17 protein-coding genes are annotated in these 22450 nt (G+C 71.7%); 6 read left to right on the plus strand and 11 right to left on the minus strand.

The window, feature by feature from the left end; all coding sequences use genetic code 11:
• The first annotated feature begins 8 nt into the window (after positions 1-8).
• Complete coding sequence (gene treY / locus MW290_RS10605; protein WP_250194629.1) at positions 9-2945, plus strand: malto-oligosyltrehalose synthase; 2937 nt, start codon at positions 9-11, stop codon at positions 2943-2945.
• On the opposite strand, the gene MW290_RS10610 is transcribed toward treY, so the two are convergent.
• Positions 2870-4162, minus strand: a complete 1293-nt coding sequence (locus MW290_RS10610) for a M20 aminoacylase family protein (RefSeq protein WP_250194630.1) — start codon at positions 4160-4162, stop codon at positions 2870-2872. The genes treY and MW290_RS10610 overlap by 76 nt on opposite strands.
• 132 nt (positions 4163-4294) lie before the next feature.
• On the minus strand, positions 4295-5179 hold the full coding sequence (locus MW290_RS10615) for a LysR family transcriptional regulator (protein WP_250194631.1): 885 nt from the start codon (positions 5177-5179) through the stop codon (positions 4295-4297).
• Between the two features lie 216 nt (positions 5180-5395).
• Here MW290_RS10615 and MW290_RS10620 point away from each other — a divergent pair, with 216 nt between their 5' ends.
• Positions 5396-5818 carry an Hsp20/alpha crystallin family protein gene (locus tag MW290_RS10620; protein WP_250194632.1) on the plus strand — a complete coding sequence of 141 codons (423 nt, stop codon included), beginning with the start codon at positions 5396-5398 and terminating at the stop codon, positions 5816-5818.
• A gap of 19 nt (positions 5819-5837) precedes the next feature.
• On the opposite strand, the gene MW290_RS10625 is transcribed toward MW290_RS10620, so the two are convergent.
• The 3 genes from MW290_RS10625 to MW290_RS10635 all read right to left on the minus strand — a co-directional run bounded on the left by MW290_RS10625 (position 5838) and on the right by MW290_RS10635 (position 11049).
• Complete coding sequence (locus MW290_RS10625; RefSeq protein WP_250194633.1) at positions 5838-7490, minus strand: tetratricopeptide repeat-containing diguanylate cyclase; 1653 nt, start codon at positions 7488-7490, stop codon at positions 5838-5840.
• 38 nt (positions 7491-7528) lie between these two features.
• Positions 7529-8533: a tripartite tricarboxylate transporter substrate binding protein gene (locus MW290_RS10630; RefSeq protein WP_375142744.1), complete on the minus strand. Its 1005-nt coding sequence runs from the start codon at positions 8531-8533 to the stop codon at positions 7529-7531.
• Positions 8534-8640: 107 nt separating this feature from the next.
• On the minus strand, positions 8641-11049 hold the full coding sequence (locus MW290_RS10635) for a DUF6351 family protein (RefSeq protein WP_250194634.1): 2409 nt from the start codon (positions 11047-11049) through the stop codon (positions 8641-8643).
• A gap of 212 nt (positions 11050-11261) precedes the next feature.
• On the opposite strand from MW290_RS10635, the gene MW290_RS10640 reads away from it, so the two are divergent.
• Positions 11262-12068 carry an IclR family transcriptional regulator gene (locus tag MW290_RS10640; protein ID WP_250194635.1) on the plus strand — a complete coding sequence of 269 codons (807 nt, stop codon included), beginning with the start codon at positions 11262-11264 and terminating at the stop codon, positions 12066-12068.
• Here MW290_RS10640 and MW290_RS10645 read toward each other — a convergent pair.
• The 3 genes from MW290_RS10645 to MW290_RS10655 are packed head-to-tail and all read right to left on the minus strand — an operon-like array spanning position 12037 to position 14944.
• Positions 12037-13293, minus strand: coding sequence for a DUF1444 domain-containing protein (locus MW290_RS10645; RefSeq protein ID WP_250194636.1), 1257 nt, complete (start codon positions 13291-13293; stop codon positions 12037-12039). The two genes, MW290_RS10640 and MW290_RS10645, sit on opposite strands and share 32 nt — an antisense overlap.
• 50 nt (positions 13294-13343) lie before the next feature.
• A complete protein-coding gene (locus MW290_RS10650; RefSeq protein ID WP_250194637.1) occupies positions 13344-14717 on the minus strand; it encodes a tetratricopeptide repeat protein in 1374 nt (457 codons plus the stop codon).
• Positions 14714-14944, minus strand: coding sequence for a DUF2789 domain-containing protein (locus MW290_RS10655; protein WP_250194638.1), 231 nt, complete (start codon positions 14942-14944; stop codon positions 14714-14716). Before MW290_RS10655 ends, MW290_RS10650 begins: the two co-directional genes overlap by 4 nt.
• A 244-nt stretch (positions 14945-15188) precedes the next feature.
• Between MW290_RS10655 and MW290_RS10660 the strand changes: the two genes are divergently transcribed.
• Together MW290_RS10660 and MW290_RS10665 are read left to right on the plus strand one after the other, a co-directional pair.
• Positions 15189-16757, plus strand: coding sequence for a sensor domain-containing diguanylate cyclase (locus tag MW290_RS10660; protein WP_310740073.1), 1569 nt, complete (start codon positions 15189-15191; stop codon positions 16755-16757).
• Positions 16758-17034: 277 nt separating this feature from the next.
• On the plus strand, positions 17035-17958 hold the full coding sequence (locus MW290_RS10665) for a sigma-70 family RNA polymerase sigma factor (protein ID WP_250194639.1): 924 nt from the start codon (positions 17035-17037) through the stop codon (positions 17956-17958).
• 99 nt (positions 17959-18057) lie between these two features.
• Here MW290_RS10665 and MW290_RS10670 read toward each other — a convergent pair whose 3' ends face one another.
• Genes MW290_RS10670 through ribA form a run of 3 tightly spaced genes read right to left on the minus strand, consistent with a single transcriptional unit; the run spans position 18058 to position 20162 of the window.
• On the minus strand, positions 18058-19008 hold the full coding sequence (locus MW290_RS10670) for a DUF2145 domain-containing protein (protein ID WP_250194640.1): 951 nt from the start codon (positions 19006-19008) through the stop codon (positions 18058-18060).
• Positions 19009-19014: 6 nt separating this feature from the next.
• Positions 19015-19467: a hypothetical protein gene (locus MW290_RS10675; protein ID WP_250194641.1), complete on the minus strand. Its 453-nt coding sequence runs from the start codon at positions 19465-19467 to the stop codon at positions 19015-19017.
• A 32-nt stretch (positions 19468-19499) separates the two neighbouring features.
• Positions 19500-20162 (minus strand): GTP cyclohydrolase II, encoded by a 663-nt coding sequence (ribA, locus tag MW290_RS10680; protein WP_445659474.1) that lies wholly within the window; start codon positions 20160-20162, stop codon positions 19500-19502.
• 186 nt (positions 20163-20348) lie between these two features.
• Here ribA and MW290_RS10685 point away from each other — a divergent pair, with 186 nt between their 5' ends.
• Positions 20349-22424: an ATP-dependent helicase gene (locus MW290_RS10685; RefSeq protein WP_250194642.1), complete on the plus strand. Its 2076-nt coding sequence runs from the start codon at positions 20349-20351 to the stop codon at positions 22422-22424.
• Positions 22425-22450 lie beyond the last annotated feature (26 nt).

The following is a 22450-nucleotide window of genomic DNA, read 5'->3' on the forward strand; positions in this document are numbered from 1 at the left end:
TTTCCCCGATGCCCGACCACACCGCCCCTGCCGAACCGTCTCGCCTGCCCGCCGCACGCATTCCGCGTGCCACCTACCGCCTTCAGCTGCACAAGGACTTCGGCTTCGATGCCGCGATCGCGGTGCTGCCCTACCTGAAGCGGCTGGGCATCAGCCATGTGTACTGCTCGCCCATCTGGCGGGCGCGCCCCGGCAGCCTGCACGGCTACGACGTGGTGGCCCACCACGAGATCAACCCCGAACTGGGCGGCGACGAGGGCTTCGACCGCCTGGCCGCCGCGGTGCGCCAGCACGGCCTGGGCCTGCTGCTGGACATGGTGCCCAACCACATGGGCGTGTTCGGCGCCGACAACCCCTGGTGGCTGGACCTGCTGGAAAACGGCCAGGCCTCGCGCTACGCCAGTCATTTCGACATCGACTGGTCGCCGCCCAACCGCACGCTGCGTGGCAAGGTGCTGGTGCCGGTGCTGGGCGATGCCTATGGCGCCGTGCTCGACCGGGGCGAGCTGAAGCTGGCCTATGCCGACGGGCGGCTGGTGATCCGCTACCACGAGCATCTGTTTCCGCTGGACCCGCGCAGCTATGCCAAGGTGCTGCAACGGGTGGTGGAAGAGCTGCCCTCCGGCGAGCCCGGGCGGCTGGCCCTGCAGCGGCTCAGCAAGGAATCGGCTGCGCTGCCCGCGCACGACGATGCCGACACCACGCGCCGCGCCGAGCGCCAGGCCGCGGTGCCGCGCCTGCAGGCCGCGCTGGCAGAGGCCTTGGCCGACGACGAGGTGCGCCAGGTGCTGGACCAGGTGCTGGCCACGCTCAACGAGGCGCCTGACCACGACGCGCTGGATGCACTGCACGACCGCCAGGCCTACCGCCTGGCCTGGTGGCGGGTGGCGGCCGACGAGATCAACTACCGCCGCTTCTTCGAAGTGAACGAACTGGCCGCGATGCGGGTGGAAGACCCGGCCGTGTTCGAAGCCATCCATGGCCGCGCGCTGGACATGGCGGCCGCCGGGATCGTCGACGGCCTGCGCATCGACCACCCCGACGGCCTGCTGGACCCGCGGCAGTACTTCGAGCGGCTGCAGCAGGGCTTTCTCGCGCGCAGCCGGCCCGGCGAGGTGGAGGCGCTGATGCAGCACGCCGCCGCCGAGCGGCAGTGGCCGCTGTACGTGGCGGCCGAGAAGATCGCCGCCGCGCACGAAGACGTGCCGACCGACTGGGCGCTGCACGGCACCACCGGCTACCGCTTTGCCAACGTCATCAACGGCCTGTTCGTCGAGCGCAGGAACGCCGCCCGGCTGGAGCGGCTGTGGCGCGACTTCGCCGAGGTGGGGCAGGACTATGAAGAGATCGTGCGCGAGGCCAAGCTGGCCGTGGCCCGCGGTGCGCTGGCCTCGGACCTGACGCTGCTGGCGCAGGCGCTGCACCGCGTGGGCCAGGCCCACCGCAGCACGCGCGACTTCGGCTTCAACACGCTGCGCGAGGCGCTGGCCCAGGTGGCGGCCAGCATGCCGGTGTACCGCACCTATGTGATCGACGCGCCCAGTGCGCAGGACCGCCGCTTCATCGACTGGGCGGTGGCCGACGCGATGCGCCACACCGACATCGCCGACGACAGCGTGTTCGAGTTCCTGCGCCGCTGCCTGCTGCTGGACCCGCCGCCGGGCCTGCATGGCGCAGCCACCGAGGCCTTGCTGCGCCGCTTCGTGCACCGCTTCCAGCAGTTCTGCGCGCCGGTGGCGGCCAAGGGCGTGGAAGACACGGCCTTCTACCGCTACCACCGGCTGATCTCGCTCAACGAGGTGGGCGGCGAGCCGGCGGTGTTCGGCATGTCGGCCGCGGCTTTCCACGGCGCCAGCGCCGACCGGGCGCGCCACTGGCCGCACACCATGCTGGCCAGCAGCACCCACGACAACAAGCGCGCCGAAGACGTGCGCCAGCGCATCAACGTGCTGTCGGAGCAGCCCGCCGCCTGGCGCCTGGGCCTGCGCCGCTGGCGCGAGGCCACCCGCGGCCTGCGCAGCCAGGTGGACGGCAAGCCGGCACCGACGCCCTCCGACGACTACCTGCTGTACCAGACGCTGCTGGGCAGCCTGCCGCCCGATCCGCTGGACGAGGCGCAGCTGGCGGCCTACCGCGAGCGCATCGAGGCCTACATGATCAAGGCCACCCGTGAAGGCAAGCAGCGCACCAGCTGGACGCGGCCGCACGAAGGGTATGAGGCCGCACTCAAGCGCTTCATCGGCGGTGTGCTGGGCCGGCTGCAGCCCAATCCGGCGCTGACCGAGCTGCGCCAGCGTGCGGCCGAGCTGGCCTGGTACGGCGCCCTCAACAGCGTGAGCGCGACGGTGCTCAAGCTGGTGTCGCCCGGCGTGCCCGACCTGTACCAGGGCTCGGAGTTGATGCCGCTGACGCTGGTGGACCCGGACAACCGCACGCCGGTGGACTATGCGCAGCGCGAGGCGCTGCTGGCCGGCTTCGAGGCGGCGCAGCAGGCCGGCACCCCGGTGCGCGAGCTGCTGGCCGAGCTGGGCACCACGCCCGCCGACGGCCGGCTCAAGCTCTGGTGCCTGTGGCGGCTGCTGCAGCTGCGTGAGCAGCATCCGGCGCTCTTCACCGACGGCAACTACCAGCCGCTGCGCGTGACCGGCAGCCGCCGCAACCAGGCCATCGCGCTGGCCCGCTGCGGCAGCGAAGGCATGCTGGTGGTGGTGGCCGGCCGCAAGTTCGCGCAGGCCTTCGAGCGCGGGCAGTGGCCCACCGGCAGCGCCTGGGCCGACACGCAGATCGCCTGGCCGGCCGCCATGGCGCGGCGGCTGAAGCAGGGCCAGCAGGCCACCGAAGTGCTGACCGGCCGCACCGTGGCGCTGGGTTACGACGGGCTGGCGCTGGACAAGGCACTGGCCGACCTGCCGGTGGCCGTGCTGTTCATGCCCAGCGGCGGCTGAGCCGCCGAAAGGAAGCGTTCGGCCAGTGCCACCCAGTAGGCGCTGCCGACGGCCACGTTGTCGTCGTTGAAGTCGTAGCCCGGGTGGTGGACCATGCAGGTGCAGCGCAGCGGTGCGCCGTCGCCGCCGTCGTCGCCCTCGCCGCCCTCTTCGGCGGCGCGGCCGTTGCCGATCATCAGGTAGCTGCCCGGCACGCGTTCCAGCATGAAGGCGAAGTCCTCGCTGCCGGTGAGCTGCGGGCCGTGTGCCGTCACCCGCTCGGCGCCCAGCAGTTCGATGGCCACCTCGCGGGCGAGCGCGGTTTCGGCGGGGCTGTTGACCAGCACCGCATAGCCGGGGCGCCAGTCAATCTCGGCCCGCAGGCCGAAGCCCTCGGCCTGCGCCTGCACCAGCGCACGCACCCGCTGCTCCACCAGCTGGCGCACGCCGCGGTCCAGCGCGCGCATGCTCAGCTCCAGCCGCGCCTGGGCCGGGATCACGTTGTTGGCCTCGCCCGCTTGCAGCGCCCCCACCGTCACCACCGCGGCCTGCAGCGGGTCGACGTTACGGCCCACCACCGTCTGCAATGCCATCACCAGGCTGGCGGCGGCGACGATGGGGTCGGCTGTGTGCTGCGGCAGCCCGCCGTGGCCGCCCTTGCCATGCAGCGTCACGGTGGCGTAGTCGCTGGAGGCCAGCATGGCCCCGTCGCGCAGCACCAGGCGGCCCTGCGGCACGCCGGGCATGTTGTGCATCGCGAACACCGCGTCGCACGGAAAGCGCTCGAACAGGCCGTCGGCCATCATGCGCAGCGCGCCGCCGCCGCCTTCTTCGGCGGGCTGGAAGATCAGGTGCAGCGTGCCGCTGAAGCGGCCGTCGCGGGCCAGCCGGTGGGCGGCGGCCAGCAGCATCGCGGTGTGACCGTCGTGGCCGCAGGCATGCATCAGGCCGGGCCGGCTGCTGGCCCAGGCGGTGCCGTTGTCTTCCTGCACCGGCAGCGCGTCCATGTCGGCGCGCAGGCCCAGCCGCCGGCCGCCGGTGCCGCGCACCAGCCTGCCCACCACGCCGGTGCCGCCCAGGCCGCGCGTGACCTCATAACCCCAGGCCTGCAGCCGCTCGGCCACCAGGGCGGCGGTGCGGTGCTCGTCGAAGGCCAGCTCCGGGTGGCGGTGGATGTCGCGGCGCAGCTGCACGAATTCGGGCGCCTGGTCGGTCATGGTGGCCAGCAGGGTGTTCATCGTCGTCGGTCCGGGTCGAAGGGCCGCCCGGGCGGGCGGCGACCGCGGCAATGTAGGCAGCGCAGCAGCCTGCGTCCAATGCATTGAAGGGCGAAGTTGCATGCATTGGGCGCATGCAAGCGGCGCCGGACTTCAGTCGTGCATCAGCTGCTCGACCAGCCGGCGCACCAGCGGCAGCGCCGGTGCCGGGGCGCGGCCGGCCAGCGTCACCAAGCCGAAGCGGGCGCTGATGTTCAGCGCCGGCCGCACGTCCAGTTCCACCAGCGCGGGCGCGGCGGCGCGCACGGTCAGCACCACCGCGTCGCTGTGGCGGGCCACGTCCACCAGCGCGGCGATCTCCTCGCACTGCAGCGTCACGCAGTCGCCGGGGTGGGCCTGCGGGCCGTAGCGCTCCACCATCGTGCGCGCCACCTCGTCGCTCAGCGGTGTGGAGGCGATCGGAAACTGCCGCAGCGCCGCGAATTTGAGCGTGCCCTTCCAGCGCGTCAGCGGATGGTCGGGCCGGCAGAGGAAGGCGCCGCGCATCTCCACCAGCGTGTCCACCCGCAGGTCGGGCGCCGGCACCAGCGAGCGGGCGTCGATCACCAGCGCATCGAGCCGGCGGTCGCGCAGGTGCTGCGCCAGCATCGTGGTGTCGCCGCGCGCGATATCCAGCCGCGTGCCGGGGTAGCGCGTGGCCATGGTCTTGAGCAGCGGCGTCATCAGCAGCGCACCGGGGCCCGAGCCCAACCCCACGCGGATGACGCCGGCCTTGCCCGCCACCATCAGGCGGCCGCTGGCGCTCAGTTCGTCCGCCTCGAACACCAGCTGCTTGGCGCGCTGCACCACCTCGCGGCCGAAGGGCGTCAGCTCGCTGCGGCGGCCCACGCGGTCGAACAGCGGCTGGCCCAGCTCACGCTCCAGCGCCTGCACGCTGCGGCTGAGCGCCGGCTGGGTGATGAACATGGCCTCGGCCGAGCGGGTGAAGGAGCCGGTTTCCGCCAGTGAAAGCAGGTGGCGCAATTGCACGAGCGTCATGGCAGACCCGGTGTTCGCATGAGGTGGAATCATCATAAGACGCGTTCGGATGCATCTGACGTTGCCACCGCGCCGAGCGCTGATCGGGCGCTTTTGCACACCCTGCCGGCCGTTGTCCGCAGGCCGGGCAGCCACGGCCTTGATGCAGCGCAAGGCGGCGCGGCGGGCGGTTTCTAGACTTGCCCGCACCCTTGACTGCCTGGTCCGGAGGCGACCATGAACACCCCTCACCGACCCGATGCCCTGACCCTGCTGCTGCCCGACCTGCTGCGCCGGCTGTCCCATTCACCCGGGCTGGCGGATGCGCTGCCGCCGCAGATCCGGCTCGACCTGACCGAGCACGAGCGCGACTACGAGGTGCGGGCCGAGATTCCCGGTGCCCGCAAGGAAGACATCAGCATCACCATCGACGGCAGCTTCGTCTCCATCGCGGCCGAGGTGCGCAGCGAGACCACCGAGCCGCGCGCCGAGGGCCGCGTGCTGCTGCGGGAAACCAGCCTGGGCCGCGTGTCGCGCGGCTTCTCGCTGGCCCACGAGGTGGACGCCGGCCGCGTGGTGGCCCGGCTGCAGGACGGCGTGCTGCACCTCACGCTGCCCAAGCGCGAAAGCAGCCGCAGCCGGACGATCGCGGTGCAGTGAGCGCGTGCCGCGCCCGAAGCTAGGCAAGTTTGACGCGGTTGCGGCCTTCGCCCTTGGCCCAGTACAGCGCCCGGTCCGCCTGCTCGAACAGCGATTGCCGTTCGTACGGCGGTGCATGCGCCAGGCCGATGCTCACCGTCACGCCCGAGAAGCCGGGCGCCAGCGCCGACCAGTCGTGGCCGGCTACCTGGCGGCGCAGGCGCTCGCACACTTCCAGCGCGGCCTCGGCGCCGGTGCCGGGCAGTACCAGCAGAAACTCTTCGCCGCCGATGCGCACCGCCACGTCTTCGCTGCGGATGTGCTCGCGCAGCATCTGCGCCAGCGCCACCAGCACGCGGTCGCCCAGCGCATGGCCGAAGCGGTCGTTCACGCCCTTGAAGTGGTCCACGTCCAGCATCGCCAGCGCCATCGGGCCGCCACCGCGCACCGCCTGGTCCAGCATGCCGGGCAGGCTGCGGTCCAGCTGGCGGCGGTTGCCCAGGCCGGTGAGGGCATCGCGCAGCGCGCGTGATTCGAACTCGTCGGCCCGCTGGCGTTCGGCCAGCGCCTCGCGGCGGAGCCGTTCGGCCTGCACACGGGCCTGTTCCACCTCCACCCGCGTGACCAGCAACTGCGACTGGCTCTGCAGCTGGTTGATGGCCCGGCGCCGCTCGATCTGCGCATAACACTCGAAGTGCTGCAGTGCGCCGCGGTCATCGCCCAGCGCCCTCAAAGCCCGGTACAGGCCATGGTGCACCCGCACCAGCGTGGCCGTGATGCCGGGGTTGCTTTCCTGCAGCAGCCGGCCCAGCGCTGCCGCGGCCTGCGCATGGCGGCCGGCCTGCAGGTGCAGCTCGGCCACGGTGCAGCGGATGCGGCAGGCCTGTGCCTGGTGGCCGCCTTCCAGCGCACGCAGCAGCGCGGCGGTGAGCCATTCCCAGGCTTCTTCGGCCTGACCCAGGTGCACCAGCACCTCGCCCAGGTTGCCCCAGATCACCGCATCGAAGGCGGCATCGGCGGCTTCGCTGGCGATCTGCACCGCCTCACGCGCATAGGCCAGCGAGCGCTGCAGCACCGCCTGCACGTCGGCCTCGCCGGCCACGCCCCGCAGCAGGTAGTAGGCGCCGATGGTCACCGCACACAGGTTGCTCAGCGTCTGCATGCGGTCGAAGGGCGTGCCGTGCACGCGGGCGATGGCCAGCGCGTCGCCCATCAGCCGCTCGGCCTGCCACGGGTCGCCCATGCGTTCGAAGCAGGCGCCCAGCGCGGTGAGGGCGGGCACCTGGCGCCGCGGCTCGTCGCTTGCGCGGGCGCGGGCGCAGCACTCCTGCGCGCAGGCCAGGGCCAGCTCGAAGCGGCCCAGCTCGCAGGCGCCCAGCGTCACCCAGCGCAGCAGGTCGTCGCGCCAGGGGCCGTGCTGCGGCGCCTGCAGCAGCGCCAGCGTCTGCGTGCCCAGCTCCAGCAGGCCGGGCAGCTCACCCAGCCGGTAGAGGCAGAAGGACAGCAGCACGCCGGCCTCGGCACGCGCATCGGCGCCGGCGGCCGGGCTGTGCCAGGCACGCAGGGCATGGTGGCGGCCGGCGTCGAAGGCGGCCCGGTCGCGCGCGGCGCGGGCCTCGGCCAGGGCCTGGGCCACGTCCTGGGCGTTCAGCGCAGGTGGGCAGGCGGAGGTTTCAAGCAGGGAGGAAGGCACTTCAGGGCGGAAGCTTACGCCACCGCCCGTTGCCAGGCTCACTTGGCGGCCAGACCCAGCTTCTCGATCAGCTTCTTGTCCTTGGCGAAGGTCTCGGTGGCCCAGGCGCGGTATTCGTCGCCGGTGCGGTACCACACCTCCTGGTTCAGCTGGGCCATCACCTCGGCATGGCGGGGATCGTCCAGCGCCTTCTTGAAGGCGTCGTGGATGGTCTTGACCACTGCCGGGTCCATGCCCTTGGGGCCCACCAGGCCGTAGGGCGAGGTGGACACCACGCCGTAGCCCAGGTCCTTGGCCGTGGGCACGTCGGGCCAGCGCTTGGTGCGCTTGTCACCGAAGGTCAGCAGCAGCCGCATCTGGCCGGCGTCGACGAACTTGTCCCAGCCGGTGGCGTCGCTGGCCGCCATCACATGGCCGCCGATCAAGGCCTGCATCTGGTCGGCGTTGCCCTTGAAGGGCACGTGGTTCAGCTGGATCTTGGCGGCCTCGGCCACCTCTTCCATCAGCAGGTGCGGGCTGGTGCCGATGCCGGTGGAGCCGTAGTCGATCTTGCCCGGGTCCTTGCGGGCCGCGGCCACGTAGTCCTGGAAGGTCTTGTAGGGCGAATCGCTGCGCACCACGAAGCCGAAGGTGTAGCCCGAAGTGCCCATGATGAAGGTGAAGTCGTTCAGCGGATGCCACTGCGTCTTCTGCATGTGCGGGATGCGCAGCATGCCCATCGGGTACTGCGAGATGGTGTAGCCGTCGGGCTTGGCGGTCAGCGCCATGGCGCCCGGGCCCAGCGTGCCGCCGGCACCCGGCTGGTTCTGCACGATGATGTTCTGGCCCAGGTGCTTGCTGGCCAGCTCGGCCAGCAGGCGGTGGTGGCGGTCGGTGGAGCCACCGGCGGGCCAGGGCACGATCAGCGTGATCGGCCGGCTGGGGTAGGCCTGCGCACGCGCAGCGCCGAAGGGCGCCAGCGCGGCAGCGCCACCGGCGGCGGCCAGCAGCGTGCGGCGGCGCAGGGCACCGGGGGTGGCGGTCGGGGTGGGGGTGGGCTTCAAGGGCGGTCTCCTTCAGGGTCGCAAGAAACGGGAAAGCCGGCGGCTGCCGGCAGGCCCCCGCGCACGGGCGGGGGCAGGGGTGGAAGAAGGTCGTGTGCGGGCAGGGCTTACCTCGCGCGGGACACCGGCTCGGCCGGCAGCGGCTGGCCGCCCAGGCCGGCGGCGAAGGTCAGCCAGCCGACGGCCGGCTGCTGGCCAACGCCGGGCTTGCTCCAGTCGCACACGCCGGTGCTGAACACCGCCTGCAGCCGCGTGAGCTGCGCGGCGCTGAGCAGGCCGTTGTAGTCGGCCGCGTTCACCGGCTTGAGCTGGCACTTGAGCACGTCTTCGGTCAGCGGGCCGCCGGCCACCTGGCGCGGCGAGGCCGACTTGCGCAGGTACGGGTCGGCGTCGCAGGCCGCGGTGTCGGTCACCTTGGTGGCCTGGGCGGCATCGGTGCTCAGCAGGCAGTGGTCGCTGGCGCCGGCCGGCTTGGCGGCCTTCAGCTTTTGCTCGATGGTGGCGGTGCTGGTGTCGGCCTTCACCTTGGTCAGCCACTCGTCCATGGTGAGGAAGGCGCTGGTGGCCATGGTGGCCGAGGGGGTGAAGCCGTTGCGGCCGAAGCGCCAGATCACCTGGTTGTCGTGGTTGCCGTTGGCCTTGTCCAGCCGGTCGCGGATGCTGAAGCTGCGCCACTGGTGGTGGATGCCCACCAGCGCCTGCGGGAAGGCGGTGATGCCCGGCGGCACGTCGATCAGCGAATCGTCGTAGCCGCGCATGTCGATCACCGCCGTCTTGGCCAGCTGCTGGCCGCTCATCACGATGCCGGCCTTGTACGCGATGTCCAGCGCGGTGGTGTCGGCCTGCGAGCGGGCGGCCACCAGCTGCGAGTCCTTGTCCACGCCGCCGACGATCTCGTTGAGCGTGACGAACTCTTCGCCGGTGATGGCGCCATCCATCAGCGCCTTCAGGCCGTACTGCACACCGGTGTTGTCGCGCGTTTCGCGCGAGCGGTTGCCGTCACCTGACTTGCCCCAGATGGAGGTGGCCCAGTCCCAGGCGCTGCAGCGGGCGCCGTTGGGGTTGCTGGTCTTGTCGAACACCTGGCTGGTGGGCAGCTGGCAGTTGTTGGTCAGCGTGCTGGCCTGGTTGATGGCGCCGGTGGTGTTGTCCACCACGGTGCGCGCGAAGTAGTTGCCGACCTGCGCATTGGTGCCGAAGCGGTTGAACCAGGCATGGCAGCCGGTCTGGTCGCGGTGACCATTGATGGCCGCCTTCTTCGCATTGGCCTGCGCAGGCGTCAGGCCGGCGGTGGTCATCAGGTTCAGCCAGGCGGGCTTCTGGTAGGCCTCGACCAGCAGCACGCAGTCGTTGACTTCCAGCAGCGTCGATTCCGAGTCGGGGTAGGCGCAGGAGATGGTCATGCCATCCAGCAGCCCCGGGGCGATGGACGCGTTCATGTTGGCGTTGATCGAGCCGCCCGAGCAGCCGCTGCCCATCGTGTACTTGATGGCGCCGTAGCTGTCGCTGATGTGCTCCTTCATCATCATGACCGTCTCGGTCATCATCACCCGGTTGGAGTTCTGCAGCGAGTCGGTCAGGCTGTTGGCCACCACCATGAAGCCGCGCGACAGCGACTTGTCGTCGGTCCAGGCGGTGGCGGGGCGGAACTGCCGGCGCGGCTGGCCGGTGCTGGCGCCGAACTGGTACAGCACCTTGCCGTTCCATTGCGCCTGCGGCTCCACCGGCGTCCAGGGCTTGGCGGGGTCGAACAGCACCGCGATGTCGTAGATGCCGCGGTTCATGGTGCCGCGCTCCACCCGCACGATGTAGGGCACGGTGGCGCCGCTGTCGGTGGTGGTGGTGGCCAGGTCAGCCGGCGTGCTGCCCACCGTATAGGGCTTGAAGCAGGGGTTGGCCGGCGGCGTGGCCGTGGTGGGCGGCGTGGTGCTGTCGAACGGCACGTTGGGCGACGGGTCGGGCAGCGCGAAGCTGCAGCTGGCCGCCGTGGTCTTGTAGTACAGCTTGTATTCGGTGGCGATGTTGCACTGCGCATCCACCGCCGCGGTGCCCAGGCCGCTGGCATGGGTGGCGGGCAGGGTGCCCGTGGCCGCCTGCGGTACCGGCGTGGCGCACACGTAAGGCACCGTCTGCGGGCCCGAGATGATCGGGCCGCCACGACCGGTGTTGGTGATCTTCAGCTCGGCGGCGCTGGCATTGCGGGTGCTGGCCACCAGGGTGTTCTCGCCCGCGGCCAGGCCGGTCACCAGGCCGGTGAGGCGGCCATTGCGCAGCGCGAAGGCGCTGCTCACGTCACGGCCGCCCACCTCCACCTTCAGGCCGTCGGCCTGGGCGCCCGAGGGCAGCACGATCTCCACCATCGCGTCGCCGTCGGTCACCAGGTCGGCGCGGGTGGACAAGGTCTTGATCTGCACCGGGGGATCGTCACTGCCGTTGCTGCCGCAGCCGGCCAGCAGCATGATCGCGAGGGCGAGCGGGGTGGCGCACAGCGCCGGGCCAGGGGGGTACTGCTTCACCTGTCGTCTCCTGTGTCGCGCCGTGCTGGCGCTGTTGTGTGGGCTGGCCGTATTCCGCAAGGCAGAAAACAAGACCGAGCCTGTGGGCCATCGTAGTGCCGGCACGCCACCGGTGTAAACGCGGAGTTAACCCGCAGCGCATGTCACCGGGGCGACAGCTTCGGACACAAGCAGTGCGACTCATATTCCGCAAGGCGGATTAAGATGAGCACATGAGCCGCCGCCGCCTGACCGACACCGACACACCTGCCGAGGAAGACCGGCGCTATGTCACCGCCCTGGCCCGCGGGCTGGAGGTGCTGCGCTGCTTCAAGCCGCAAGACCGCTGGCTCTCGCACCAGGAGATCGCGCGCCGCACCGGGCTGCCGCAGGCCACGGTGTCGCGGCTCACCTTCACGCTGGTGCATCTGGGCTACCTGCGCCACCAGGCCGACAGTGGCCACTATGCGCTGGCGGGCGGCGTGCTGGCGCTGGGTTTCAGCATGCTCAGCAATTTCGACATCGCGCGCATCGCGCGGCCGGTGATGCAGGCGCTGGCCGACGAGGTGGAAGCCGCCGTGTCCATGGGCCTGCGCCACCAGCTGCAGATGGTGTACGTGGCCCACTGCCGCGGTGCCGGCCGCCTGACGCTGGGGCTGGACGTGGGCGCGCGCCTGCCCCTGCCCGACACCGCGATGGGCCGCGCGCTGCTGTGTGCGCTGCCCGAGGCCGAGCGTGACGGCGTGTGCGCCCACCTGGCCCAGGCCCAGCCCGACCAGTGGCCGCGCCAGCAACGGGCGCTGGCCGCGGCCTTGCAGCAGTACGCGGATCAGGGCTACGTGCTGTCAGAGCAGGACTGGCAGCACGAGATCAGCGCGGTGGGCGTGCCGGTGGAGGTGGGCGATGGCCGGCCGCCGCTGGCGCTGACCATCGGCGGCCCCAGCAGCTACCTCACGCATTCGCTGCTGCTGCGCCTGGGGCCGCGGCTGGTGCAGGCGGCGGCGCAGATCAGCCGGCAGATCCATCAAGGCGGAGCGTAGGCGCGCGTGTGACGGTGCCGGCAGTGGCAGTGGCCTGCGCCACCTCGGCCAGCCGTGCCGCATCGGGAAAGCCGCGCACGCGGTAGCGCGGCGGCTGGTGGGTGGTGGGTTCCAGCAGATCGGCGAAGTGCGCCTGCAGGCTTGCCCAGGGCAGCGACAGCAGACGGGCTTCGCCCGCTTCCTGCCACATCAGCAGCACGTTGTCGGCCTCGGGCAGCAAGGTGTCCTGGCCCTGGCCCCAGGTGGTGTAGTTCACCAGCGTGCCGTCTTCCGCTTGCGCTACGCGGCAGGCCCCCACGTGCAGCCCGGGCAGTGTCGGCGCCAGCGCCTGCTGCTGGCAGTCGTAGGCCGCCACGCGAAAGCGCAGCCGCAGCATCGCCTGCAGCGGCGCGGCAGGGTCGACCGCTTCTTCCGGCGCCCAGCTCCTGGCCTGCAAGCGCAGCAGCTCGGGCGACAGCCAGCGCAGCGGGCCGTCCAGCTGTGCCAGCGCCCAGGCCAGCATCGCCTGCGGCCCCTGGGGGTCGTCGGCAGAGGTGAGCAGCAGCGCTTCGCGGAAGGGCAGCAGCACCAGCGGCTGGCGCGCCGGGCCGCGGTGCATCACCTCCGGCAGCAGGGCGCGCGAGCTGTCGTAGGCATCGTCCCAATGGCCGCGCCACACGCCGGGCACCAGTTCCTGCCAGCGCCCGGCGGTCGACGCGCTGCGCAGGTTGTCGATGGCGTCGTCCCAGGCCTGCTCCCAGGGCACGCCCCAGGCTTTCAGCAGGCTTGGCTGCACGTACATCATCGATTGCGGTCGGTCGATCACCAGGGCGGCCATCAGGTCGCCCACCCACGGCCGGTGGGCCACCAGCGGCGGCGCGTCGGGCGCCTGCCCCGGCACGGACAGCTGGGCGGCGGCCAGTTGGTCGCGCGTGCGCAGCACCGGGCGCAGATGCGGGCGGGCGCTGGCGTAGTCGGTGGGCACCTGCTCGCCAGCGGTCAGCAGCTCGTGCAGGTAGTCGTGCAGCAGGCGGGCGCGGGCACGCCGGGGCGCCTGCTGCCAGTGTGGCCACAGGCGGCCCAGCTGGATGCGGTGCTGGCTGCCATCGGGCAGCTGCAGGCTGAGCTGCATCAGCACCGGCTCGATGTCGAAGGCGGTGATGCCGCGCTGGCGCAGCCACACGCCTGTGTCAGCCATCAGCCGGGGCAGGGTGGGGCGGCCGAGCAGGGTGTCGATGAGTTTCATATTTGCAATTTCGGAATTGCAAATACGCCGGTTCACCGGCTGTGCGTGCACTAGTTCACGGGTGATGCACCGTTGTCGGTCCTCATGGCGACGATCCAGCCCCGCACCGGCTGGCGTTGCTCTTCACGCAGCACGCGCGGTTCCGCACTGACCACCAGCAGGCCATGCAGGCGGGCCAGCCGCTGCAGGTAAGCCTGGCTGTGGGCATAGCGCAGCTGCGCGTTCAGGCGGTAGTCGGGCGCGCTGTCATCCGGCCCCGCCTCGGCGGTTTCCACCGAAAACGCCAGCACCGAACCGGGCCGCAGCCGCGGCCGCAGCGCCGCGAACAGCGGGCCCAGGTCGCCCAGGTAGATGAAGGTGTCGGCCGCCACCACGAGGTCGTAGTGGCGGGCGCTGGCCTGCAGGTGCTGCACCACGTCGGCGTGGGCCAGCGTGTCGTACACGCCGCGCGCGCGGGCGGCGTGGATCATGGTCTGCGACAGGTCCACGCCCTCCAGGTGGCGGGCGGGCGGCTTCAGGCGCGCGCCGCACAGGCCGGTGCCACAGCCCAGGTCCAGCGCCCAGTCCGGCGGCATGCCGGGCGGCTGTCCTGCCTGCCAGGCGGCCAGCGCGGCGGCGGCCACGTCTTCATGGGCGCGGTAGCGCAGCACCTCCAGCAGGTGGGGCTCGAAGTCGTCGGCATAACCATCGAACAGCGCGCGCACGTAATGCGCCGGCGCCGTCTCGGGCGCCGGGCCGTGGCCCAGCGCGGCCAGGAAGTAGCGGTTGGTGGCCGGGTCGTCGCCGGCGGCCAGCGCACGCTCGAAGGCGGCGCGGGCTTCGTCGCGCTGGCCCAGGTCCTTGAGCAGCTGGCCCAGCTGGCTCCAGGCGGCGCCCAGCTGCGGGTCGGCGGCCACCGCGCGCCGGTAGGCGGGCAGGGCCTCGGCATGGCGGTTCAGCATCTGCAGCGTCTGCGCCTGCAGCAGCCAGGCGGTGGCACGTTGCGGCTGGTGCTGCAGCAGGCGGTCCAGCGTGTCCAGCGCCTCGGCATGGCGCCGCAGGTGGCTCAGGCTCATCGCGCGGTAGAACTGCGCGGTGCCGCTGCCGGCGTCCAGCGCCAGCGCACGGTCGAAGCTGGCCAGCGCTTCTTCGTGGCGGCCCAGTTCGCCGGCGGCCAGGCCGCGGTGCAGCCAAGCATCGGCATGCTGCGGCTCGGCCGCCAGCGCGCTGTCCAGCGCCTCGATCGCGGCTTCGCGCCGGCCCAGCTTCAAGCGTGCCGCGCCCAGGTTGATGAGCACCGACACGCGGCCGGGCGCCAGCGCCAGGGCCGCCTCGAAGCGCTGCACGGCTTCTTCGGCGCGGCCGGCCTCGTAATGCGCCACGCCTTCCAGGAACAGCGTGCGCGCCGCCGCCATCGCGGCGGGCGTGCCGGGCGTGGCGCTCAACGCAGGCGGACGTTGAGCTGGTCCACCAGCGGCGCCCAGTCCGCGTCCTCGCGCCATTCCTCCTTCAGGAACTGCGCCTGCGCGGGCGACCAGAACGGCGCCTCGCTCAGCAGCACCTCGGGCGGCAGGCCGCGGTGGGTGGCAATGAACTGCTCGATCTCCTCGGGGCTGGAAGGCAGGCCCAGCTGGCTGAACAATTCGCCCAGGTCGTGCACCGGTGCGTCCATCGCGCAACTCCTCTCGATGATTGAATGCCCGCACGCTAACAGCGCGGGCGGACGCCGGCTGTAGGACAAGCGATGAAGCGGGGCGCCGGCGGACAGCGCAGCCCGTGGCGAGGTATACAGGCGGCCGTGATCGGCCTGTTCGGCACACGCTGCCATTGCGCGGGATGCGCACGCGTCGTCGGACGGACCACAATAGGCCGAGCGGGAGACAGCATGCCGGAGGTGTCGATGCGGTGGATCGAACGTGGGTGAAGCGAACACGCTGCCTGCCGCAGCCACGCCGCGCGCATGGTCCATCCGGGTGATGCTGGCGGCGCTGGTGGCCGCCTGCGTGCTGCCGGCCGCCATCGCCGCCGGCCTGCTGCTGGTTCAGGACTACCGGCTGCAGCGCGAGCGCCTGTACCGCCAGGAACTGCTGCTGGCCCAGGGCGCGGTGGCCGAGATCGACCGTGAGCTCGGCCGCATCGGCGCGGTGCTCGAATCGCTGGCCACCAGCCGCGAGCTGGTCAACGGCCACCTGGCCGATTTCCACGACCGCGCCAGCCAGGCACTGGCGGTGGGTCTGGTGGACAACTACGTGCTGATGGCGCGCGACGGCCGCCAGCTGCTCAACACCCTGCAGCCTTACGGCACGCCGCTGCCGCGCGCGGGCGTAGGCCCCGACCTGGCGCGCGTGTTCGACCGCGGCGAGCTGACGGTGACCGGCCTTGTCGCCAGTTCGGTCTCGAAGGAGCAGATGATTTCGGTGGCGGTGCCAGTGTGGCGCGACGGCAAGGTGGTGCAGGCGCTGGCGGTGGGTCTGTCGCCGGCGCGGGTGGCCGGCCTGCTGCGCCGCCACAACCTGCCCGAGAACTGGATCGCTACCGTGGTGGACGGGCACGGCACCATCATCGCCCGCTCGCTGGACAACGCGCGCTTCGTCGGCAGCCCGGCGCAGCCCGAGTTGGTGGAGGCCATCCTGGGCCGCCGTGAAGGCGTGTACGACGCCCGCACGCACGAGGGCTTCGAGGTCATCACCGCCTTCAGCCGCTCGATGGTGGCCGATTGGAGCGTGGCCGTGGGCGCGCCGCAGGCGGAGGTCACCCGCCAGCTGTATCGCTCCATCGCCATCGCGGCGCTGGGTGTGGCGGCGGCCATCGGCCTGGGCATGCTGGTGGCGCTGGGCTGGGCGCGGCGGCTCACGCGGTCGGTGCAGGGCCTGATCGGCCCTGCGCTGGCGCTGGGCCGTGGCGAGCTGGTGGCCGCGCCGCGCACCGGCCTGAAGGAGGCCGATGCGGTGGGCGAGGTCCTGGAACAGGCATCCAAGATGCTGGCCCACGCCCAGCACCTGGCGCACACCGATGCCCTGACCGGCCTGAGCAACCGGCTGCTGTTCGAGGCGCTGGCCCACCGGCAGCTGATCGACGACCAGCGCAACGGCCAGCGCCGCGTGCTGCTGGCGCTGGACCTGGACGGCTTCAAGGGCGTGAACGACCACCACGGCCATGCGATGGGCGATCAGGTGCTGAAGATCGCGGCGCAGCGCATCGTGGGCAGCCTGCGCTCGGCCGACGTGCCGGCGCGCCTGGGCGGCGACGAGTTCGTGGTGCTGCTCAGCGACACCGCGCCCGATGGCGCTGCCACCGTGGCCGAGAAACTGGTGCGCGCCCTGTCGGAACCCTACCCCGGTGTGCGGCAGCCGGTGTCGGCCAGCGTCGGCATCGCGGTGGCGCCCGCCGCCGGCGCCACGGTGGCCGACCTGTTGCGCCGCGCCGACGAGGCCTTGTACGAGGCCAAGCGCGCCGGCAAGCGGCGTTGGGCCGCCCGCGCCTGAACAGCCGCCCGGGAGGGCGGTAAAGGCGCGAGGCCCTGGCGCAGGCCCCTTTTTTGCAACCGACTGTCCCCCAAGGGAAAACCCCTGCATCCAGGGCTCGGTTAGCACCAAATGACGTTCCATTTGTCACAAGGAACGTGACTTTTTTCCCGTAACGTTCCCCTTCGTACACGTAAAACAGAGTGGCAACAGGGGGAGCGGCGCTTTGCTGCAAGTCGACCAGGTGCTCAGCACCGGATGTGAATATTCACCGAATGGCTTCAGCAGCATGATCTCGATGGACGGTCTGCCGTCGGCGTTGATCGCGCGCAACAGCTCCTGGGTGCGCCAGGAAGCGGCGCTGCTGGCGCGCAAGCTGCCGTCCAACGTCGAGCGGGCCGACCTGATCCAGGTGGGCCTGATCGCGGTGGCGCAGGCTGCGCTGGGCTTCCGCCATGACGGCGACGTCAACTCCGAGGAGGGCCGCAAGGCCTTCGTGCGCTATGCCCGTGCCCGAGTGCGCGGCGCGATGCTGGACGAGCTGCGTGGTATGGACGTGCTGCCGCGCAGCGAGCGGCGCAAGATCAAGGTGGTGGAAATCGCCCGCGAGCGCTGGTTTGCGCTGCATGGCCGCAGCCCGACGCTGGCCGAGCTGAGCGAGGCCTGTGGCCTGGGCATCGACGAGGTGGCGGCGCTGGAACACGCCGCGCTGCGCGCCCGGCCCGAGAGCCTGAGCCCCGCGCCCGACGACGACGAGCTGCGCACGCCGCAGCGCGAGCCGGCCACCGCCCGCGACGAGGTGGAGGCGCGGGTGGACACCGCGCTGCTGCTGCGCCGGCTGGAGCGCTTCTTCGCCCGCCTGCCCGAGACCGACCGCCAGGTGATCGACGCCTACCTGGGCGTGGGCATGACGCCGGTGCAGCTGGCCGATTCGCTCAGCCTCAGCCCGTCGCGCATCGCGCAGATGTACGCGTCGGTGTGCCGGCGCATCGCCATCCACATGGGCCATGGGCCGGAGCGAGCCACCGACCGCGGCGGCGCGCCACAGCCCGACGCCATCGACCACCTGGTGGACGAGCGCGAGGCGCAGCTGGCCCGCCAGCCGGGCCATGCCAACTGGGGCACGCTGCTGGAAGACGTGCTCACCGCGCCGGCCCGCCGCTTCCATGGCGACGAGTCGGCCGACCGCATCGTGGTGGGCCCTGGCACCCGCTGGGGGTGAGATGAGGCCCCCAAGCTCGCCTTGCTCGCTGCCCCCCGAGGGGGCGCACCCGCCCTTGGGGCGGCCCGGCGGGCGGGTGGGGCCCCCAAGCTCGCTGCGCTAGTTGAGCTCGAACACCTCATCGCCGGCCTCTGCGCGGCAGCCCGGACCCATCGGCTGCCAGCCGCGGCGCAGCACCACCTGTTGGCCGTCGTGGCACAGCTCCAGCCGCCGGGCGCCCGGCACCTGACGCTGCACGAAGGCTTCCAGCGCGGTGGGCAGGCTCACCTGCAGCTTCAGCGCGTACAGGTCGTCCTGCGGATGGTCGTCCAGGTGGATCCAGGGCACGAAGGGGCCCGCGAACATCAGCGCGTGGGAGTTCACCGCCACCGGCACCGGCGCATAGCCGGCGTCGCGCAGCCACTGCTGAGCGGCAGCGCGCGGCGAGCGGCCGTCATCGGGAGAGGGTACGGCCGGCAGCGGCGCCCAGGCCAGGGCCATGAGCTCGGCCACCCACTGGTTGCAGTTCTGGTAGCGCTGGCTGAAGGGGTAGGCATTGGCGCTGTAGCGCGCCGCCAGCAGCGACAGTGCACGCGGGTTGTCCAGCGCCGCCGCCTGCAGCGCGGCGCCGGCGTCGGCCGGCAGCAGCACCAGCGAGACGAAGCCGCTGTCGGGCCGGTCGTTGCCCATCACGAAGCCGGCCATGCCCTGGTCGTACAGCCGGGGCCGGCTTTCGTCGCAGGCGTAGTACAGCTGGCGCACCGACCATGCGCCGTTGGCGCTAGCCTTCAGGCTGATGCCGGCATGCGAGTAGCGCAGCTGGAAGCGGTCCAGGTCGAGCCCGCTGCGCGAGACCAGCGCCACGCGGCTGCCCGAAGCATCCAGCTGCTGCTTGATGCGCGCCGCGAACTGCAGCAGCCGGTCTTGCTGGCGGGCCGTGAGTTCAGGGCCCTGGCCACAGAAGACGGGCGAGCCGGCCTGGGCCGCGCTGGCGGCCAGCAGCAGCGCGGCGGCCGCCAGCGCGGCCGCCAGCGCGGCTGCTGGCGGGCGCCGCAGGCAGAGCAGGGCCACCGGCGCTTACAGCGCGACCGGGCGCGAGGCCAGCTCGCCGTACCAGTCGTCGGCCAGCACCAGGAAGAAGGGCTCGCGGTTGTCGGCCCGCGCGAATTCGATGCCGTAGGGCCGGTGACGGGCCTGCACCGTGTCGCCGGCCTGCAGGCGCGAACGCTCGCCGGTGCGCTGCGGCAGGTCGAGCTGGAATTCGGCGGCATCGGCCTGCAGCGTCAGCCGCAGCATGCCGGGCTTGCCGGGCGCGGCCGCCACCGCCACGATGCGGTAGTCGCCTTCGGCCACCTTGTCGTCGCGCGTGGAGCTGCGGCTGGAGCCGCGCAGCGAATCGGACACGCTGCCCGACGAGGCCGAGCCGGCGCTGGAAGCGGACGACACCGCGCTGTCGGCCTGCGCGGCCAGGGGAAGCAGGGCACCGCACAGCGCCAGGGCGGCGGCGGCGCGAAGAGGGGTCAGGATCATCTCGGCTCCAGCAAGAGCCGCGAGGATAACCGTCAGGCTTCTTCGGCCGCGCCCAGCCAGTGGCCCATGCGCAAAGCCTTGGTCAACAGGTAGTTGCTGTTGTGCGGGTTCTCGCCGGCGCGCAGCGGCAGGCGTTCGGTCACGGCCACGCCCAGGTCGCTCAGGGCCTGCATCTTGGCCGGGTTGTTGGTCAGCAAGCGCACCGAGCACACGCCCAGGATCTTCAGCATCTCGGCGGCCACGCGGTAGTCGCGCGCGTCGTCGGGCAGGCCCAGGCGGCGGTTGGCCTCCACCGTGTCGGCGCCGGCGTCCTGCAGCGCATAGGCGCGGATCTTGTCCACCAGACCGATGCCGCGGCCTTCCTGCCGCAAGTACAGCAGCACGCCGCGGCCCTCGGTGGCGATGGCCTGCTGCGCTGCCTGCAGCTGCGGGCCGCAGTCGCACTTCAGGCTGTACAAGGTGTCGCCGGTCAGGCACTCGGAGTGCAGGCGCGTCAGCACCGGCTGGCCGTCGTCGATGGCGCCCACCGTCAGCGCCGCATGTTCGCGGCCGGTGGCATCGCGAAAGCCATGCAGCAGGAACTCGCCCATCTCCGTCGGCAGCCGACAGCTGCCGCCATAGAACAGGGCAGGGGTGTCGGCGGCAGGTTCGGCATCAGGCCCGGCCATGTGGGCGGGCCGCAGGGGCGCGTTCATCAAAAGCTTCTTGTGGTGTGTCGTCTGCTCAGCTGGGGTCGGCCGCGCCGAGTGCAAGCACGGGGGCAGGCCGGTTGGGTCCCAGGGGAGCATTGTCGCGCCTAAGCCGTGCCCGTCGTTACAGCAGGGCCGGTGCGCGTCTGGTCTGGATGGATGTACAGTGCTTGTGCTGTCCGCCGTGCCGCCATGTCTGCCGTCCTCACCCGCCCCGACCCCTTCGCCTCGCTCAACCCCCAGCAGCGGCAGGCGGTGGAGCATGGCGTGGCCGAGCACGATGAGCGCGCGCTGCTGGTGATCGCCGGCGCCGGCAGCGGCAAGACGATGACGCTGGCGCACCGCGTCGCCCGGCTGGTGATGGCGGGGGCCGATCCGCAGCGGGTGCTGCTGCTCACCTTCTCGCGCCGCGCTGCGCACGAGATGGAGCGCCGCGTCGGCCGCACGCTGCACCAGGCGCTGGCGCTGCCCACGTCCACCCGGCCTCCCTCGCTGCCCTGGGCGGGCACCTTTCACGGTATCGGCGCGCGGCTACTGCGCGAATATGCGCCCGCCATCGGCCTGCCCGAGCGCTTTTCCATCCTCGACCGGGCCGACGCCGAAGACCTGATGAACCTGGCCCGCCAGGAAGCCGGCTTTGCCGCGGCCCGCAGCCGCTTTCCGCAAAAGGGCACCTGCCTGGCGATCTACTCGCGCGTGGTCAACAGCCAGGCCACGCTGGCCGCGGTGCTGCGCGACGCCTTTCCGTGGTGCGAGGCCTGGGCCGCCGAGCTGAACCAGCTGTTCGCGGCCTACACCCGCGCCAAGCTGCAGCAGCACAGCCTGGACTACGACGACCTGCTGCAGTACTGGGCCGCGATGATGGAAGAGCCGGCGCTGGCCGCCCATGTGGCCGCGCGCTTCGACCATGTGCTGGTGGACGAGTACCAGGACACCAACCGGCTGCAGGCGGCGGTGCTGCGCGCCCTCAAGCCCGATGGCCGCGGCCTGACGGTGGTGGGCGACGATGCGCAGTCCATCTACGGCTTTCGCGCGGCCGAGGTGCGCAACATCCTCGACTTTCCGCAGCAGTTCGGCCAGCCGGCGCGGGTGCTGCCGCTGGAGCGCAATTACCGCAGCACCCAGCCGCTGCTGGACGCTTCCAACGCCGTCATCGCGCTGGCGCCGGAGCGCCATGCCAAGCAGCTGTGGACCGACCGCAGCGCCGGTGCCCGCCCGCGGCTGGTGACGGTGGCCGACGAGGCCGAACAGGCCTGCTGCGTGGCCGACCGGGTGCTGGCGCTGCGCGAGGAGGGCTTCAAGCTGCGGCAGCAGGCGGTGCTGTTCCGCACCTCGCACCACAGTGCCGCGCTGGAGCTGGAGCTCACGCGCCGGCAGATCCCGTTCGTCAAGTTCGGCGGGCTCAAGTTCCTGGAATCGGCGCATGTGAAGGACGTGCTGTGCATGCTGCGCTGGGCCGAGAACCCGCGCAGCCGCATCGCCGGCTTCCGCGTGGCGCAGCTGGTGGCCGGCGTGGGCCCGGCCAATGCCCGCAAGCTGCTCGATGCGCTGGAGCCGACCGCTGACCCGGCCGCCGCCTTGCTGGCCTGGCGCATGCCGCCGGCCGCGCAGGCGGATTGGCAGGACTTTCTCGCGCTGTATGCGCAGCTGCAGCAGGCCGGCCAGTGGCCCGGCGACCTGGACGCGGTGATGCGCTGGTACGAGCCGGTGCTGCAGCGCCTGCACGACGATGCGCCTGCGCGCCAGGCCGACCTGCAGCAACTGGCCCGCATCGCCGCCGGCCATGCCAGCCGTGAACGCTTCATCACCGAGCTGACGCTGGACCCGCCCGAGGCCAGCAGCGACGAAGCCGGCCCGCCGCACCTGGACGAGGACTACCTGGTGCTGTCCACGCTGCATTCGGCCAAGGGCCAGGAATGGTCGGCCGTGCAGATCCTGAACGTGGTGGACGGCTGCATCCCCTCGGAGATGAGCACCCGCGACAGCGCGCAGATCGACGAGGAGCGCCGGCTGCTGTACGTGGGCATGACGCGCGCCCGCCAGCACCTCGACCTGCTGGTGCCGCAGCGCTTCTACGTCACCGACCAGGTCAAGCACGGCGACCGCCATCTGTACGCCAGCCTGTCGCGCTTCATCCCCGAGGCGCTGGCCGCGCGCCACTTCGAGCGGGTGACGCCGCTGGCCACCGCGCCCGCGGTGGCCCCCGCCGTGGCGCTGGCGCGGCCAGTGGACATCGGCGGCCGGCTGGCCGGCCGTTGGGGCGGATGAGACGTCTGGCCGATTTTGAGGGCCAG

This window comes from Aquincola tertiaricarbonis (assembly GCF_023573145.1).
Classification (GTDB): domain Bacteria; phylum Pseudomonadota; class Gammaproteobacteria; order Burkholderiales; family Burkholderiaceae_C; genus Aquincola; species Aquincola tertiaricarbonis_B.

Excerpts from the sequence above, each read along its gene's own strand:
- treY (WP_250194629.1), top strand. The coding sequence starts at position 9 with ATGCCCGACCACACCGCCCCTGCCGAACCGTCTCGCCTGCCCGCCGCA.
- MW290_RS10610 (WP_250194630.1), bottom strand. The coding sequence starts at position 4,162 with ATGAACACCCTGCTGGCCACCATGACCGACCAGGCGCCCGAATTCGTG.
- MW290_RS10615 (WP_250194631.1), bottom strand. The coding sequence starts at position 5,179 with ATGACGCTCGTGCAATTGCGCCACCTGCTTTCACTGGCGGAAACCGGC.
- MW290_RS10620 (WP_250194632.1), top strand. The coding sequence starts at position 5,396 with ATGAACACCCCTCACCGACCCGATGCCCTGACCCTGCTGCTGCCCGAC.
- MW290_RS10640 (WP_250194635.1), top strand. The coding sequence starts at position 11,262 with ATGAGCCGCCGCCGCCTGACCGACACCGACACACCTGCCGAGGAAGAC.
- MW290_RS10645 (WP_250194636.1), bottom strand. The coding sequence starts at position 13,293 with ATGAAACTCATCGACACCCTGCTCGGCCGCCCCACCCTGCCCCGGCTG.
- MW290_RS10655 (WP_250194638.1), bottom strand. The coding sequence starts at position 14,944 with ATGGACGCACCGGTGCACGACCTGGGCGAATTGTTCAGCCAGCTGGGC.
- MW290_RS10665 (WP_250194639.1), top strand. The coding sequence starts at position 17,035 with ATGGACGGTCTGCCGTCGGCGTTGATCGCGCGCAACAGCTCCTGGGTG.
- MW290_RS10675 (WP_250194641.1), bottom strand. The coding sequence starts at position 19,467 with ATGATCCTGACCCCTCTTCGCGCCGCCGCCGCCCTGGCGCTGTGCGGT.
- ribA (WP_445659474.1), bottom strand. The coding sequence starts at position 20,162 with ATGAACGCGCCCCTGCGGCCCGCCCACATGGCCGGGCCTGATGCCGAA.
- MW290_RS10685 (WP_250194642.1), top strand. The coding sequence starts at position 20,349 with ATGTCTGCCGTCCTCACCCGCCCCGACCCCTTCGCCTCGCTCAACCCC.